Annotated in this window: 14 protein-coding genes; 11 read left to right on the top strand and 3 right to left on the bottom strand. The window is 70.0% G+C overall.

The features are described from left to right. The first annotated feature begins 2 nt into the window (after positions 1–2). Together UK23_RS03370 and UK23_RS03375 are read left to right on the top strand one after the other, a co-directional pair. Positions 3–2,771, top strand: a complete 2,769-nt coding sequence (locus UK23_RS03370) for a WXG100 family type VII secretion target (protein WP_045309850.1) — start codon at positions 3–5, stop codon at positions 2,769–2,771. Next, positions 2,768–3,256 carry a hypothetical protein gene (locus UK23_RS03375; RefSeq protein ID WP_045309851.1) on the top strand — a complete coding sequence of 163 codons (489 nt, stop codon included), beginning with the start codon at positions 2,768–2,770 and terminating at the stop codon, positions 3,254–3,256. The genes UK23_RS03370 and UK23_RS03375 overlap by 4 nt, the downstream gene beginning before the upstream one ends. Before the next feature lie 47 nt (positions 3,257–3,303). Here the strand turns inward: UK23_RS03375 and UK23_RS51225 are convergent, their stop codons facing one another. Both UK23_RS51225 and UK23_RS03385 read right to left on the bottom strand, forming a co-directional pair. Beyond that, positions 3,304–3,975 carry a hypothetical protein gene (locus UK23_RS51225; protein WP_156212703.1) on the bottom strand — a complete coding sequence of 224 codons (672 nt, stop codon included), beginning with the start codon at positions 3,973–3,975 and terminating at the stop codon, positions 3,304–3,306. Between the two features lie 10 nt (positions 3,976–3,985). Further along, positions 3,986–4,813: a dienelactone hydrolase family protein gene (locus tag UK23_RS03385; RefSeq protein ID WP_045309853.1), complete on the bottom strand. Its 828-nt coding sequence runs from the start codon at positions 4,811–4,813 to the stop codon at positions 3,986–3,988. Between the two features lie 134 nt (positions 4,814–4,947). Between UK23_RS03385 and glmS the strand changes: the two genes are divergently transcribed. The 6 genes from glmS (at position 4,948) to UK23_RS03415 (ending at position 11,289) form a co-directional block, all read left to right on the top strand. Then, entirely contained in the window at positions 4,948–6,807 is a 1,860-nt protein-coding gene (gene glmS / locus UK23_RS03390; RefSeq protein ID WP_045309854.1) for a glutamine--fructose-6-phosphate transaminase (isomerizing), read from the top strand. Continuing rightward, entirely contained in the window at positions 6,808–8,190 is a 1,383-nt protein-coding gene (locus tag UK23_RS03395; RefSeq protein WP_045309855.1) for a bifunctional ADP-dependent NAD(P)H-hydrate dehydratase/NAD(P)H-hydrate epimerase, read from the top strand. Between the two features lie 50 nt (positions 8,191–8,240). Next, positions 8,241–9,326 carry an alanine racemase gene (gene alr, locus UK23_RS53560; RefSeq protein ID WP_045309856.1) on the top strand — a complete coding sequence of 362 codons (1,086 nt, stop codon included), beginning with the start codon at positions 8,241–8,243 and terminating at the stop codon, positions 9,324–9,326. Next, on the top strand, positions 9,323–10,420 hold the full coding sequence (locus UK23_RS03405) for an alpha/beta fold hydrolase (protein WP_045309857.1): 1,098 nt from the start codon (positions 9,323–9,325) through the stop codon (positions 10,418–10,420). The genes alr and UK23_RS03405 overlap by 4 nt, the downstream gene beginning before the upstream one ends. Then, positions 10,417–10,878, top strand: a complete 462-nt coding sequence (tsaE, locus tag UK23_RS03410; RefSeq protein WP_045309880.1) for a tRNA (adenosine(37)-N6)-threonylcarbamoyltransferase complex ATPase subunit type 1 TsaE — start codon at positions 10,417–10,419, stop codon at positions 10,876–10,878. The genes UK23_RS03405 and tsaE overlap by 4 nt, the downstream gene beginning before the upstream one ends. A 63-nt stretch (positions 10,879–10,941) precedes the next feature. Continuing rightward, positions 10,942–11,289 carry a hypothetical protein gene (locus UK23_RS03415; RefSeq protein ID WP_045309858.1) on the top strand — a complete coding sequence of 116 codons (348 nt, stop codon included), beginning with the start codon at positions 10,942–10,944 and terminating at the stop codon, positions 11,287–11,289. Between the two features lie 56 nt (positions 11,290–11,345). On the opposite strand, the gene UK23_RS03420 is transcribed toward UK23_RS03415, so the two are convergent. Next, positions 11,346–12,695 (bottom strand): acyl-CoA synthetase, encoded by a 1,350-nt coding sequence (locus UK23_RS03420; protein WP_045309859.1) that lies wholly within the window; start codon positions 12,693–12,695, stop codon positions 11,346–11,348. A 74-nt stretch (positions 12,696–12,769) separates the two neighbouring features. Between UK23_RS03420 and tsaB the strand changes: the two genes are divergently transcribed. From tsaB to tsaD, 3 genes are read left to right on the top strand one after another with little or no spacing between them, the layout of a single operon-like run. Then, positions 12,770–13,450 (top strand): tRNA (adenosine(37)-N6)-threonylcarbamoyltransferase complex dimerization subunit type 1 TsaB, encoded by a 681-nt coding sequence (tsaB, locus tag UK23_RS03425; protein ID WP_045309860.1) that lies wholly within the window; start codon positions 12,770–12,772, stop codon positions 13,448–13,450. Continuing rightward, positions 13,447–13,905: a ribosomal protein S18-alanine N-acetyltransferase gene (rimI, locus tag UK23_RS03430; protein WP_045309861.1), complete on the top strand. Its 459-nt coding sequence runs from the start codon at positions 13,447–13,449 to the stop codon at positions 13,903–13,905. Before tsaB ends, rimI begins: the two co-directional genes overlap by 4 nt. Beyond that, the gene (tsaD, locus tag UK23_RS03435) at positions 13,898–14,953 is read left to right on the top strand and encodes a tRNA (adenosine(37)-N6)-threonylcarbamoyltransferase complex transferase subunit TsaD (RefSeq protein ID WP_045309862.1); all 1,056 of its coding nucleotides are present in this window, start codon (positions 13,898–13,900) and stop codon (positions 14,951–14,953) included. The genes rimI and tsaD overlap by 8 nt, the downstream gene beginning before the upstream one ends. Positions 14,954–15,061 lie beyond the last annotated feature (108 nt).

The following is a 15,061-nucleotide window of genomic DNA, read 5'->3' on the forward strand; positions in this document are numbered from 1 at the left end:
TCGTGGAGCAGCCCACCTGGCAGGAAGTCAAGGCGCTCCTCGACAACCCGAACATCCCGTTCGAGCAGCGCAAGGAACTCGCCCTCCGGTACTTCGACCGGGCAGAGGACGAGGACATGCCCGGCCTCACCGAGGACGAGGCGAACAAGGTCGTCGAGGAGTACGACAAGAAGTTCTCGCTCGGCGACTGGGACCGCGGCTGGGCCGACGACGAGGACGACAACCTCCAGGACTCCCTCGACGCCGCGCGTGCGTCCGCCAAGGCGGACAAGGAGAAGAACGGCGACCCGGCCGCGGACAAGTCGGCGGTCGAGGCGGGCAAGCAGCAGCTGCGCGACCAGTCCAAGGGCGGTCCGTACAGCGCGGGTGTGGCGAAGTCGGACGACATCATCGACAAGGGCAACCCCGCGTTGAAGATGTTCGACAACTTCATCCCCAAGTACCTGGAAGCGTGCGGCGTCGCCGGCAAGGGCAACGGCGACTACACGCACGACAAGGTCATCGACATGTGGAACGAGCAGCGGGGGATCCTGTTCTCCAAGCTCGAGGCCGAGGTCCAGGAGTGGGCGACGGCGCGCAGCGCGATCACCGACGCCGCGAACAAGATGCAGACCGACATGAACGGTCTGTACAGCCACTGGACCGGTAAGGCCTCGGAGAAGTCGAGCGACTTCTTCGGGAAGTTCCAGGCGCAGGTCCGCGTCGTCACCGACTCGCTGACCGGCTCCGAGCAGGCCGTGGGCATGGCGTCCTCGAAGGTCGCCCAGGCGGTCCGGGTGAAGACGCAGTGGTTGCAGGACAAGTACCAGGACCGCATCTGCGACCGCACGCCCGCCGAGATCGAGGTCATCATCCGGGTGGCCAAGCAGGGCCGCGGTGCGAGCGACGAGGACATCCAGACGATCGCGTCGTTCCTGCCGACCCAGCCGGGCCAGCAGTCCGTCGCGGACATGGTCGGCGACGACAACTGCGACCTGAACGACGAGACCAAGGACTACGCCGCCCGGCAGGCCGTCGAGTGGTGCAAGGGTTTCTGCGACGCGTTCCGCGGCGGCATCCTCGACCAGTTCAAGAAGATGTGCGAGGACACCAAGAAGGCCGTCGACGAGCACTGGGCCAACATGAACAAGTTCCTCGCCGAGAGGGACGAGGACCCGTTCAAGGTGCTCGGCCAGACCCAGGGCACCGGTAACGGCAAGGGTGGTGGCGACAAGACCGGCGGCGGGGGCAAGACCGGCGGTGGCGGCGGCACCGGCACCGGTGGTGGCGGTGGTGGTGGCACGGGTTCCGGTGGTGGCGGCGGCATGCCGGAGATCCCCAAGCCGGAGAACCCCCTCGACAAGAACGGCGACGGCAAGCCGGACCTGCCCGGCGACACCGACGGTGACGGCAAGATCGACGATCTCGACGGCGACGGCAAGCCCGACGACAAGGACGGCGACGGCAAGCCGGACCAGCCGAAGCCCGAGGAGAAGCTCGAGTCCGTCACGGTCAAGGCCGGTGACAACACGATCAAGGTCACGGAGCCCGACTCGAACGGGCACGTGAAGATGACGATCGACACGCCGAAGGGCGACCCGAAGACCTACGACCTCGACTTCAGCAAGAACCCCGAGGCCGCCAAGGCGCTGATGGGCCAGAACGGCACGCAGGCCATCACCAGCATGGCCAACCAGCTGACCGGCACGCCTGCCCAGGGCTCGCAGACGCCGGGTGCTCCCGCCACGGGCAACACGCCTGCGCCCGGCGGCGGCACCCCCGGTGGCCCCGGTGGCACGGGCATGGGCGCGCCCGGTTCGGAGTCGAACCCGATCCCGGTCGAGGTGGGCGCCGACGGCAAGATCCACATCGAGCAGGACGGCGTCAACTTCACCGCCGAGGTCGACGCCAAGACCGGCGAGATCAACCTCAGCGCGGACAACGGCGACGGCACGCCCGACCAGATCGGCGTGAGCTTCGGCGAGGACGACAACCCCGCCGCGGGCACCGATCCGGCGGGTGACACGGGCCGAGGTGGTGGCGGCGGCATGAGCGGTGACCTGGGGATCGGCGAGCCGTTGACGCTGCCGGACCAGGCCTTCCCGCAGGCTTCCGACGGGCAGTTCCAGACGATGCCCGCGCCTGCCGAGGGCGGATTCCAGCCGATGCCGGCTCAGGCCGATTTCCAGACCATGCCCGCACAGGGCGACCAGGTGTGGAGCCCGCCGGGGCAGGAGAACCCGAACGTGGGCGAGCGCTTCCAGGAGTCGATGGGGCGCAACTACATCCAGGACAACGGCATCATGCCGAGCGTCGGCGAGCCCAGGATCTCCGGCGAGGGCCCGCAGTTCGCCCACGCCGCGTCCTCGGACACCACGTCGACGTCCGGTGTCTCGTTCACCGGTGGCGGTTCGCACGGCAGCGAGTCCGTGCTCGGCGGGTCGGCACCGGCGGAGAGCGCCTGGAGCACGCCGTCCCAGAGCGACCACAGCAACAGCGGCATCGGTGCCGACACCAACGCGTCCGAGGCCGGTCAGGCGGGTTCCGCGAACCTGCCGTCCATGCAGGACGGGCACGGCCAGCCCACGTCCGGTCCCGCGTCCGGCGGCATGATGGGCGGCGGGATGATGGGCGGTGGCGGCATGATGGGTGGCGGTGGCGCCGGCGGTCAGCAGGGCGGTGACACCGAGCGCGGCGCGAGCCAGTGGCGCACCACCGGTTCGTTGTTCGACGACGACAACAACCCGCTCAACCGTCCGGTTGGCGTGCTCGGGGAGGACTCGCGGACGTGAGCGTCCAGGACGAAGTCAGAGCTCTGGAAGCGCGGTTCGAAGCCACGAACCGCGAACACTCCGAGCGTGCGGAGCTGGCCGGTCGCAAGGTCGACCAGACGCTGGCCGAGGCCAAGGAGAAGAACGAGCAGAACCTCGCCAACGCGGCCAAGGTCGCGACGAGGCTGCACGAGATGGCCGGTCGCCAGAAGGCGGCCGGCGGCTGGGGCACCGCGGCGGCCACGGACAAGAAGTCGGGCGAGTTCGCGTTCGGCACCGAGGAGGACGAGGAGCAGGACGACATGCCCGGCTTCCGTCCGGGCGGCTGGGCGCCTCCGTCGTCCCCGGCTCCCACCCCGGAGCCCGTTGCGCCCGTGTACCAGGCGCCGTCGCCTCCTCCTGCGCCACCGGCACCACCGGTCCGGCAGCCCCCGGCAGTCCGGCGGCCGCAGCGCCCGGTCGTCGACGATGACGACGATCTGAGCAACCAGAGCTGGCTGTCCTGAAACGACGAACGCCCCCAGGTCCGACGGCCTGGGGGCGTTCTCGTCGGTCAGTGCTGCGGGCCGTAGCCGGGCGGAGGCGGACCCTGCGGCGGTCCTTGTGGCGGTGGGCCGTAGCCGGGTGGCGGTGGCTGCTGTTGCGGCATCTGCTGCTGGCCGTAACCGGGTGGCGGCGGACCCCAGCCGGGTTGTGGCCCAGCGGGCTGCTTCGCCTGGAAGTGCGGGGCGAGCGGTGGCAACCAGGTGATCCCGGCCGCGATCAGCACGCCGACCAGCACGGCCAGCAGCTCACCGTCGAACGAGCCGTTGAACGACCTGAGCAGGAACCCGATCAGGTAGAGCGCGGCGGCCGCACCCACGACGAACCTGCTCGCCGCCGTGCCGATCGCGACCATCACCGCACCCACCAGCAGCGTCAGCGCACCGATCGCGAGCGTTCCGCCCGTCGCGATCCGCATGACGTCGCCCTTGGAGATGCCGGTCAGCAGCCGGTCGACGGCCTTGACCACCACACCTCCGCTGCACGCCAGCGCGAGGACACCGACGGCCACGACCAGGCCGATGCGCAGCCCCTTGTTGTCCGGCTTCGGGCCGTAGCCCGGTGGTGGTGGTCCCTGGAACTGCTGCCCCTGGAACGGCTGCTGTCCCGGGAACTGCTGAGGCGGTTGTCCTGGCGGGGGCTGCTGCTGGTGCCAGCCCTGGTTCTGTCCTCCTGGCATCACGGACAGCAAGCTACCGCTGACGCAGGGCTTCCCGCTGGAAGACGAGGTTCGCGTTCTTCACATCGCTGTCGAGCAGCTCGTCGTACATGCGCTCCCCGGTCAGCACCCGCAGCAGGAACGCCGTCACGAACGCCCGGCCGAGCTTGTGCGACCCGCGCTCGGCACGGCCGTCGAGCATGAGCTCGCTCCAGTGCCGCCCCTCGGTGAACCCGAGGTGCGAGGCCTTGGGCAGCAACCGCAGCTGCACGGGCCCGCCCCACGCCTGGGCGATCGCCTCGGCGTGCCCGACGGGTGGCGCGATCCTGTCCTCGCCCGCCGCGAGGTGCAGGCCGGGCGCGCGGACGTCGCGCGCCGCGTCCAGTGCGGACGGGCGCGTCTCCGTTGCGGCCAAAGTCACAACGGCGCGCACGCGATCACGTTCCGCCGCGGCGAGCACCGCGGCGCCGCCACCCATCGAGTGCCCGGCGAGGGCGAGCCGCGCCGGGTCCACGCTGATGTCGCCGGTTCCGAGCCGCACACCGGTGCAGATGTCCAAAGTGGTCAGCAGGTTCGCCGCCAGCACCCGCGACGACAGCAGCGGGCCGCGCTCGACGGCCGGTGCCGCGGCGACCACTCCCCAGGAGGCGAGATGCCGCAAAAGCCCGTGGTAGCGGCGCACGGGCTGCATCCAGCCGTGTCCGAACGCGACGGCGGGCAGGCCCAGGCCGGCGGTGGGCGTGAAGATCACTCCTGGCAGGCCGACGAGCGCGAGGTCGCCGCGCAGCACCGGGTGCGGACCTGGCCTGCTCAGCTGCTCAAGGGCCTGTTTCGCGGTCAGCGTGATCACGCGGCGAGCCATGGGGTGAACCGTAGTCGATCCTGTCGTGCACACCACACCCGAGATTGGTCTACACCACATGGGCCTCTGACCTGCACGGATGGGGGCCTCTCACTCATTAGGGTTAGCGGCGTGGTCTAGCTAGTCTGTTTCCCGTGTGCGGAATCGTGGGATACGTGGGTCACCAGTCGGCGCTCGACGTCGTGCTGGACGGGCTGAGGCGGCTCGAGTACCGGGGTTACGACTCGGCAGGCGTCGCGGTCGTAGCCGGTGAGGATCTCGCCGTCGAACGCAAGGCAGGACGGCTCCAGAACCTGGAGACGAGGCTCGACGAGGTGGGCCGCGACAACTTCGCGGGCACCGTCGGCATGGGCCACACGCGGTGGGCGACACACGGCGCGCCGATCGACCGCAACTCGCACCCGCACCGCGACGCGACGAACCGCGTCGCCGTGGTGCACAACGGCATCATCGAGAACTTCCTCGCGTTGCGCGCGGAGCTCGAAGCCCTCGGCGTCGAGATGGCGTCCGACACCGACACCGAGACGGTCGCGCACCTCGTGTCCTTCGCCTACAGCGACGGTGACACGAAGGGTGACCTGCCTGCCAGCGTGCGCAAGGTCGTGAGCCGCCTCGAGGGCGCGTTCACGCTCGTCTTCACGCACGCCGACGAGCCGGACACGGTCGTCGCCGCGCGTCGCAACTCCCCGCTGGTCGTCGGCGTCGGTGAGAACGAGTACTTCGTCGCGAGCGACGTGGCCGCGTTCATCGCGCACACCAAGGAAGCCGTCGAGCTGGGCCAGGACCAGATGGTCGTGCTCACCCGCTCCGGTTACGAGGTCACCGACTTCGACGGCGAGCCCGCCGAGGCCAAGCCGTTCACGGTCAACTGGGACCTCAGCGCCGCCGAGAAGGGCGGCCACGAGTACTTCATGCTCAAGGAGATCGAGGAGCAGCCGGAGGCGCTGGCGAACACGCTGCGCGGCCACTTCTCGAACGGCCGGATCGTCCTCGACGAGCAGCGCCTCTCCGACCAGGACCTGCGTGACGTCGACAAGGTGTTCGTCGTCGCCTGCGGTTCCGCCTACCACTCCGGTCTCGTCGCGAAGTACGCGATCGAGCACTGGACCCGCCTGCCCGTCGAGGTCGAGCTCGCGTCCGAGTTCCGCTACCGCGACCCGGTGCTCGACCGCGACACGCTCGTCGTCGCCGTGTCGCAGTCCGGCGAGACCGCGGACACGCTGGAGGCCGTGCGCCACGCCCGTGCGCAGAAGGCCCGCGTGCTGGCGGTCTGCAACACCAACGGCGCGCAGATCCCGCGCGAGTCCGACGCCGTCCTCTACACGCACGCCGGTCCGGAGATCGGTGTCGCGTCGACGAAGGCGTTCCTCGCCCAGATCGCCGCGAACTACCTCGTCGGCCTGGCGTTGGCGCAGGCCCGCGGCACCAAGTACCCGGACGAGGTCGCCCGCGAGTTCCACGAGCTGGAGGCCATGCCCGAGGCCGTGCGGCGCGTGCTCGGCACCATCGACCAGGTCAAGGCCCTCGGTCGGGAGCTCGCGGACTCGAAGGCGGTGCTGTTCCTCGGCCGCCACGTCGGCTACCCGGTGGCCCTCGAAGGCGCTTTGAAGCTCAAGGAACTCGCGTACATGCACGCCGAGGGCTTCGCGGCCGGTGAGCTCAAGCACGGTCCGATCGCGCTGATCGAGGAGGGCCTCCCGGTCGTCGTGGTCATGCCGTCGCCGAAGGGCCGCGCCGTCCTGCACTCGAAGCTGGTGTCGAACATCAGCGAGATCCAGGCCCGTGGCGCCCGCACGATCGTGATCGCGGAGGAGGGTGACGAGACGGTCCGTCCGTTCGCCGACCACCTGATCGAGATCCCGGCCGTCCCGACGCTGCTGCAGCCGCTCATCTCGACGATCCCGTTGCAGGTGCTCGCGGCCGAGATCGCGACCGCCCGCGGCTACGACGTCGACAAGCCTCGCAACCTGGCGAAGTCCGTTACCGTCGAGTGAGTGAGAGGCGTCTGGCACACCGAACGCGTCAAGTCCGCTGAAGAAGAGCTCATGGCGGTGGTCCCGCCGGGCTCGTTGATGCGAAAAGCCGCGTTCGGTGTGGCCACCCACGCCCTCAGGCTCTTGCAGGGACGTCGCCGCGTCACGTTGCTCGTGGGGGCGGGCAACAACGGCGGCGACGCGCTCTGGGCCGGCTATTTCCTGCGCCGCCGCGGAGTCGCGGTGTCCGCCGTTCTGCTGTCGCCTGAGAAGGCACACGTCGAAGGCCTCGCGGCATTTCGCCGTGCCGGTGGCCGGATCGTCAACGACGTCGGCACGCCGGACCTGGTGATCGACGGCATCGTCGGCCTCTCCGCGCGAGGTCCGTTGAGGCCTGCCGCGGCCGAGCTCGTGGCGTCGGTGCGGGCGCCGATCCTGGCCGTGGACCTGCCTTCCGGCATCGACCCGGACACCGGTGAGATCGCCGGTCCTCATGTCCAGGCGCACACCACGATCACCTTCGGCTGCCTGAAACCCGTGCACGCGCTGGCCGACTGCGGTGACGTGCACCTGGTTGACATCGGACTGCGGCCCTCGGATCCCGACTTCGTCCTGCTCGACCGGGCGGACGTCGCCTGGCCGGTGCCGGGCCCGCCCGACGACAAGTACACCCAGGGCGTCACGGGCGTGGCCGCCGGCAGTGCCACTTATCCAGGCGCCGCAGTGCTTTCCACGGGTGCGGCGGTGCTGGCGACCTCGGGCATGGTCCGGTACGCCGGCCCCGCCGCCGACGCCATCCGCGCGCGCTGGCCCGAGACCATCTGCACCGGCTCGATCACCGACGCCGGCCGCGTGCAGGCCTGGGTGGTCGGTCCTGGCATGGGCACCGGGTCGTCGTCCGCCGACGTGCTGCGGTTCGTGCTGGACGCCGGGGTGCCTGTGATCGCCGACGCGGACGCGATCACGTTGCTGGCCTCGCACTCCGAACTGTGGGACGCCCGCGATCCCGACGCTCCGCTGGTCCTCACGCCGCACGACAGGGAGTTCGAGCGGCTGGCCGGACCGGTGGGCGCGGACCGCGTCGCGGCGGCTCGCAAGGCCGCTCAGCGCTTCAACGCCGTGGTGCTGTTGAAGGGTCATCGGACCGTGGTTGCGGCACCGGACGGACGGGCGCTGGTGAACTCGGCGACGTCGTCCTGGCCCGCGACGGCCGGATCCGGTGACGTGCTGTCCGGGATCATCGGCGCACTGCTGGCCGCGGGCGTGGATCCGTTCCTGGCCGCGGGTTATGCCGCATATGCGCACGTGCTGGCGGCGGAGTTGGCGGCGGAGGGTGCGCCGGTGCCGTCGTCGGGGCTCATGGAAGCGATCCCCGCGGCGATTCGATCGATTCGACGGACCTGAGCGCTCGCTCACACTTGTGAGCTGCGAAGTCATGGCACGATGAACAGGTTATGGCCCGTTCAGAAGTGGTTGTCGACCTCGGTGCGTTGCGGCACAACGTCGCACTGCTCGCGAGCCTTGCCCCGAGCTCGGAGACGATGGCCGTCGTCAAGGCGGACGGCTACGGCCACGGCGCGGTCGAAGTGGCGCGTGCGGCACTCGAAGCCGGCGCGACCTGGCTCGGTTCGTGTTCCACGCAGGAAGCTCTCGCGCTCAGGGCAGCGGGCCTCCGCGCACCGATCCTGGCCTGGCTCGACGCACCGGACGAGGATCTCGCCGCCGGTATCGCCGCCGACGTCGACCTGTCCGTGTCGTCGCTGTCCGACCTGCGCAGGGTCGCGGAGGCGGCCGAGGAGGCCGACGCCAGGCCCCGGATCCACCTGAAGATCGACACCGGTCTGAGCCGGAACGGCTGCCAGCCGCACGACTGGCCGGAACTGGTCGAACAGGCCAAGAAGCACGAGGTCGTCGCCATCTGGTCGCACCTCGCGTGCGCTGACGAGATCGGCCACCCGTCGGTCGACCTGCAGGCCAAGCGGTTCGACGACGCGTACGACGTGGCCAGGTCCCACGGCCTCGACCCGCGGCGGCACATCGCGAACTCCGCCGCCCTCCTCACGCGCCCGGACCTGCACTTCGACATCGTCCGGCCCGGCATCGCCATGTACGGGCTGAACCCGGTGCCGACCGAGCACGACCTGCGCCCGGTGATGAGCTACCGCTCGCACGTGGCGCTCACGAAACGTATCCCCGCCGGGGAGTCGGTCTCCTACGGGATGACATGGACCGCGCAGAAGGACACGACGCTGGCACTGGTGCCGGCCGGGTATGCGGACGGCGTTCCGAGGGCACTCTCCGGCCGGATGGAGGTGCTCCTCAGCGGGAAGCGCCGCCCGGTGGTCGGGCGTGTCTGCATGGACCAGATCGTCGTGGACTGCGGAGACGACCGGATCGACGAGGGTGCGGAAGTTGTCCTGTTCGGCGACGGGCGCCGGGGGGAGCCGACGGCGACGGAGTGGGCGGAGCTGACCGGGACGATCGACTACGAGATCGTCTGCGGGATGTACCGGCCGCGGGTGCGGAGGATCTACACGTGAAGCCGGTGTGGAAGGTCGTCGGGTGGGTCGGCGGCGCGCTCGGTGCCGCCGTCGCCGGTGCTGCCGTGGCGCAGACCGCGAAGGTGTCGCACGAGCGCAAGACCGTCACCGACAGCCTCGCCGACGAGCCGTTAGGCCAGCTGCGGCCCGATCGCGAGTCGACCGTGGCCGCGGACGACGGGGTGCCGATCTCCGTCGAGGAGGTCGACCCCGGTGACGGTGGCGAGGCCGACATCACGGTCGTGCTGGTGCACGGGTTCGCGCTCGACCGCCGCTGCTGGCACTTCCAGCGCAAGGACCTGGCGGAGCTGATCGACCCGCGCGTCCACCAGGTGCTCTACGACCAGCGAAGCCACGGCCGCTCCGGCCGTTCGTCCGTCGAGAACAGCACCATCGACCAGCTCGCGCTCGACCTCGACGCGGTGATCCGCTCGGTCGTGCCGAACGGACCGCTCGTGCTCGTCGGCCACTCGATGGGCGGCATGACGATCATGGCGCTGGCCGAGAAGGAACCAGAGCTCTTCGCGGAACGGGTCAGGGGTGTCGCGCTGATCGGCACGGCCGCCGGAGCCGTGGGCGGTGCGGGGCTGCCGAAGTCCGTGCTGTCGCGCTACAACCCGGTGACGCTCGGCATCGGCCGGCTCGCCGGGGTGCAGCCCGCGTTCGTCGAGTGGGTCCGCAAGGGCACGAAAACCCTCACCTGGAGCGGCATCCGCGCGTTGGCGTTCGGCGACCGCAAGGTGGCTCCGTCCCTTGTGGACCTGATGGAGAAGATGATCAACGGGACCACGGTGAAGGTGCTCACCGAGTTCCTGGAGACCCTCGGCACGCACGACCGCTACAAGGCGCTCGCCGGACTGCGGCACTGCGAGGTGCTGATCCTGGGCGGCGACGCGGACAAGCTCACGCCGTTCTCGCACGCCGAGCGGATGGCCGAGGAGATGCCGCACGGCACCCTCGTCCGGGCCCCCGGTGCCGGGCACATGGTGATGATGGAGCAGGCTGACCTCGTCAACGACCACCTGGTCGCGCTGATCGAACGGTGCGCGGCCGATCGCGGAGAGAGTCGGAAGAAGTGGTGGCGCCGAGCGTGAAGACCGTCGAACTGCCCCTGGTGACCGACACCGAGGAGTTCGGCCGAAAGCTTGGGGAACTGGTGCGGGCGGGCGACCTGCTGCTGCTCGCCGGGCCGTTGGGCGCGGGGAAGACCGCCCTGGTGCGCGGGCTCGCGCGCGGCCTCGGCGTGCAGGGCCGGGTGTCGTCGCCGACGTTCGTCGTGGCCCGCGTCCACGAGCCCGCGGAGGGCGGCCGGGGCGTGCGGCTGGTGCACGTCGACGCATACCGGCTCGGGGGTCACCTGGACGAGCTAGACGATCTTGATCTGGACACGGATCTGGTAGACGCCGTCGTTGCCGTCGAATGGGGCGAGGGTGTCGCCGAACGCCTGAACGAAGATCATCTTCTGATTCGGCTCGAGCGCGGAATCGACGACGTTCGCACAGCTCAACTGGTTCCGCATGGCGAGTGGCGCTCGCGTGCCCTGCCTGTGTGACGTTGTCCAACGGATCGGGTGATGTCCATTAAGGACAGAGCGTGACGAGCCGATGACATCCGCATGATCAAGAAGACGCTTATCGCGACTGCTGTCATCGGTGGCGCCATGCTGGTCGCCGCGTCCCCCGCTTCCGCTGGCGAGGGCCACGAGCGCTCCGGTCACGGCATCAGCATCGCCGACAACCTCTGCGCCGCTCCGTGGCAGTGGAACGGCCCGTTCTCGCTGCTGCACGAGGGCCACGCCCCCGCGTACGCCGCGTGCAACGACAACCACGCAGGCGGTGGCTCGGACATCAGCATCGCCAACAACGCCTGCCTGCTGCCGTGGCAGTGGAACGGCCCGCTGGAGATCTTCACGGTCGACCACGCGCCGTCCTACGTGGCCTGCAACGGCAACTCGGCTGGCTGATCGACGTCGCCGGGGATGGCCGGACGAGCCCATCGGCCATCCCCGCGACAGTCCTCTCAGGACAACTCCCGCTTGAGCACCTTGCCCATCTCGTTGCGCGGCAAGGCTTCCAGATAACGCACCACGCGCGGCCTCTTGTGCGGTGACAACAGCCTCGCCACGTGGTCGCTCAACTCTCCCGGTGTCGGTGCTTCGCCCGCCGGCACCACCCAGGCGACGATCCGCTCGCCCAGGTCGTCGTCCGGCTCGCCCGTCACCGCCACCTCGGCCACCGACGGATGTTCGAGCAGGGCGTTCTCGATCTCGCCCGCGCCGATCTTGTAGCCACCGCTCTTGATGAGGTCGGTGGCCCTGCGCCCGACGATGCGGATGTACCCGTCGGGGTCGCGCACCGCCATGTCGCCGGTCCTGAACCACCCGTCGCGGAACGCCTTCTCCGTCGCGTCCGGCCGGTTCAGGTACTCCAGGAACAGGTTCGGCCCGCGCACCTCGATCTCGCCGATGGCGCCTTCGCCGACGTCGTCGCCCTGCTCGTCCACCACCTGCACGTCGACGCCGTCCACCGGCAGCCCGACCGCGCCGGGCCTGCGGTCACCGTCGAACCGCACGCTGACGTTCATCAGCGTCTCGCTCATGCCGTACCGCTCGACGATCCCTTGCCCGGTCGCCTTGGCGATCCGCTCATGGTCGCTGGCGGGCAGAGCCGCCGATCCAGAGACGAGCAGCCGGGCCGTGCGGAACTGGTCGGCCAACGCCGGGCTGTTCTCCACCGCCTCGGCGATCCGGTGGTACATCGTCGGGACGCCGAACATCATCGTGGCGCCGGTCGCCAGCTCGTGGCCGATCGCTTCCGGCGAGAACTTCACGTGCCGCACCGAGCCGCCGAGCCGCAGCGGGCCGAGGATGCCGATGCCCAGGCCGTGCACGTGGAACAGCGGCAGTCCGTGCACCAGGACGTCGTCGCCGGTCCACTGCCAGGCCTTGGCCAGCGAGTCGATGTTCGACGTCAACGCTCGGCGGGGCAGCACCACGCCCTTGGGCGGCCCGGTCGTGCCCGAGGTGTAGATGACCAGTGCGGGCGTCTCCGGACCGGGTTCGTCGAACTCGCCGGGCGTGCCGAACACGATCGGTTCGTCGCGAAGCACCAAGTCGGGCTCGCTGTCGCCGAGGATGTGCTCCAGTTCGCGCTCACCGAGCTTCGGGTTGAGCGGCACGATCGCGACGCCCGCCAGCAATCCGGCGACGACCGCCACGCAGGTTTCGAGCGTCGAAGTCGCCCAAACGGCTACCCGAGTCCTGCCCGCGAGTCGCTCGGCCAGAGTGCCCGCGGCCTGGTGCAGCTCGGCGTACGTCAGGGACTCGGATCCGAAGCGCAAAGCCTCGCGGTCACTCGGTTCAGCGAACATGGATCCAGGGTGGTCCGAGTGCCTTGAGGACGCATCGGAAGTGTGGTTCTGCACACGTACTACTCTGGACAATCGTGCTAGTGCTCGCCGTCGACACGGCCACCCCCGCAGTCACCGCCGGTGTGGTCGAACTCGCGCCTGACTCCCCGCCGCGCCTGCTCGCGAAGAGGGTGACGCTCAACGCCAAGGCGCACGGCGAGCTGCTCACCCCGCACATCAGCGACTCGCTCGAAGAAGCCGGCAAGACCTACGCCGACCTCGACGCCATCGTCGTCGGCGCAGGTCCTGGCCCCTTCACCGGGCTGCGGGTCGGCCTCGCCACCGCCGCCGCGCTCGGCCAGGCGCTCAACCGCCCGGTCTACCCGGTCGCCACCACGGACGCGATCGCCAAGGACGCCGCCAGCGGCCGCCCGCTGCTCGTCGCGACCGACGCGCGCCGCAAGGAGGTCTACTGGGCCGCGTACGACGCCGCCGGCCGCCGCACCGACGGCCCGCACGTCGAGCGCCCGCAGGACCTCGCCGAGAAGCTGCCGAAGCTGGGCGTGCACCACGCGACGGGTGAGGGCGCCGAGATCTACCAGGAGATCCTGGGGCTCGACCTCCTGGGCGTGAAGCATCCGTCGCCGGAGGGCCTGGTCGCCGCCGCGGCCGCCGAGGTGCTCGCCAAGGCCCGCCCGGCCGCGCTCACCCCGCTCTACCTGCGGCGTCCGGACGCGGTCGAGCCCACCGGGCGCAAGCGGGTGACCAGGGCATGACCACCGGCACCGTCACGTTCGGGCCGCTGCAGCACGCCGACGTGCCCAGGTGTCACGAGATCGAGCTGGCGTTGTTCCCCGGCGAGGACCCGTGGAGCGAGAACGCGTTCCACAGCGAGCTGAACAACGGCCACTACTACCTCGGCGCCTACGCCGACGACGAGCTCATCGGGTACGCCGGGCTCGCCGCCAGCCCGCACGAGGCGAGCATCCACACGATCGCGGTGGTCAGGCACTGGCAGGGCAAGGGCATCGGCAAGAAGCTGCTCAAAGACCTCCTCGCCCGCGTGGACGAGATCGGCGTCCCGGTGTACCTCGAAGTCCGCACGGACAACGAGCCCGCGATCGCCATGTACCTGGCGCACGGTTTCGAGCACCTCGGCGTGCGCCGCCGCTACTACCAGCCGTCGGGTGCCGACGCGTACACGATGGGAAGGCCAGCTCAAAGTGTCTGATCGCTTGATTCTCGGCATCGAGAGCTCGTGCGACGAGACGGGCTTCGGCATCGTCCGGCTCGGTCCGGACGGCTCGCTCGAACTGCTCGCCGACGAGGTCGCGTCATCCGTCGAGGAGCACGCCCGCTTCGGCGGCGTCGTGCCGGAGGTCGCCTCGCGCGCCCACCTCGAAGCGCTGGTCCCGACGATGCGCCGAGCACTCGACGCGTCCGGTGTCGAGCTCTCCCAGATCCACTCGATCGCCGTCACCGCGGGTCCTGGCCTCGCGGGCGCGCTGCTCGTCGGCGTCTCAGCGGCGAAGGCCTACGCGGCCGCGCTCGGCAAGCCGCTCTACGGCGTGAACCACCTGGCAGGCCACGTCGCCGCGGACACGTTGCAGCACGGCCCGTTGCCGCAGCGCTGCCTCGCGCTGCTCGTCTCCGGCGGCCACTCGCAGCTGTTGCTGATCGAGGGCGGCCTGGCGAACTCGATCACCGAGATCGGGTCCACTGTGGACGACGCGGCCGGCGAGGCGTACGACAAGGTCGCGCGGCTGCTCGACCTGCCGTACCCCGGTGGCCCGCCCATCGACAAGCTCGCCAAGACCGGAAACGGCTGCGCGATCGCGTTCCCGCGCGGCCTCACCGGTCCGCGCGACGCGAAGTACGACTTCTCGTTCTCCGGCCTGAAGACCTCGGTCGCCCGCTGGGTCGAGCGCGCCGAGCAGGCCGGTGAGGAGATTCCACTGGCCGACGTCGCCGCGTCGTTCCAGGAGGCTGTCGCGGACGTGCTGACCGCCAAGGCGATCCGGGCCGCGAAGGACCTCGACGTCGACACCCTGGTGATCTCCGGTGGTGTCGCGGCGAACTCGCGCCTGAGCGGTCTCGCCGCCGAGCGCTGTGCCGAGAACGGCATCGAGCTGCGCGTGCCGCGGCCACGGCTGTGCACGGACAACGGCGCGATGATCGCGGCACTCGGCGCGCACCTGGTTCATGCGGGCGCCAAGCCGTCCTCGATGGACATCAGCACGACCCCCGGCCTTCCGGTCGGGACCGTGCAGATCCTCTGAGCCTTGTTCAGCCCGGGGTTCCGGTGCTCGATCACGAAGGAGACCTTCGTCGAGACCGGCGCTCCGGGCGTGCGCACGTAGTCCAGACCGCGGAAGCCAGCCCGGACT

The sequence above is a fragment of the Lentzea aerocolonigenes genome (genome assembly GCF_000955955.1).
GTDB classification, from domain to species: Bacteria; Actinomycetota; Actinomycetes; order Mycobacteriales; family Pseudonocardiaceae; genus Lentzea; species Lentzea aerocolonigenes_A.

Excerpts from the sequence above, each read along its gene's own strand:
- UK23_RS03420 (WP_045309859.1), bottom strand. The coding sequence starts at position 12,695 with ATGTTCGCTGAACCGAGTGACCGCGAGGCTTTGCGCTTCGGATCCGAG.
- alr (WP_045309856.1), top strand. The coding sequence starts at position 8,241 with ATGGCCCGTTCAGAAGTGGTTGTCGACCTCGGTGCGTTGCGGCACAAC.
- rimI (WP_045309861.1), top strand. The coding sequence starts at position 13,447 with ATGACCACCGGCACCGTCACGTTCGGGCCGCTGCAGCACGCCGACGTG.
- UK23_RS03415 (WP_045309858.1), top strand. The coding sequence starts at position 10,942 with ATGATCAAGAAGACGCTTATCGCGACTGCTGTCATCGGTGGCGCCATG.
- UK23_RS03385 (WP_045309853.1), bottom strand. The coding sequence starts at position 4,813 with ATGGCTCGCCGCGTGATCACGCTGACCGCGAAACAGGCCCTTGAGCAG.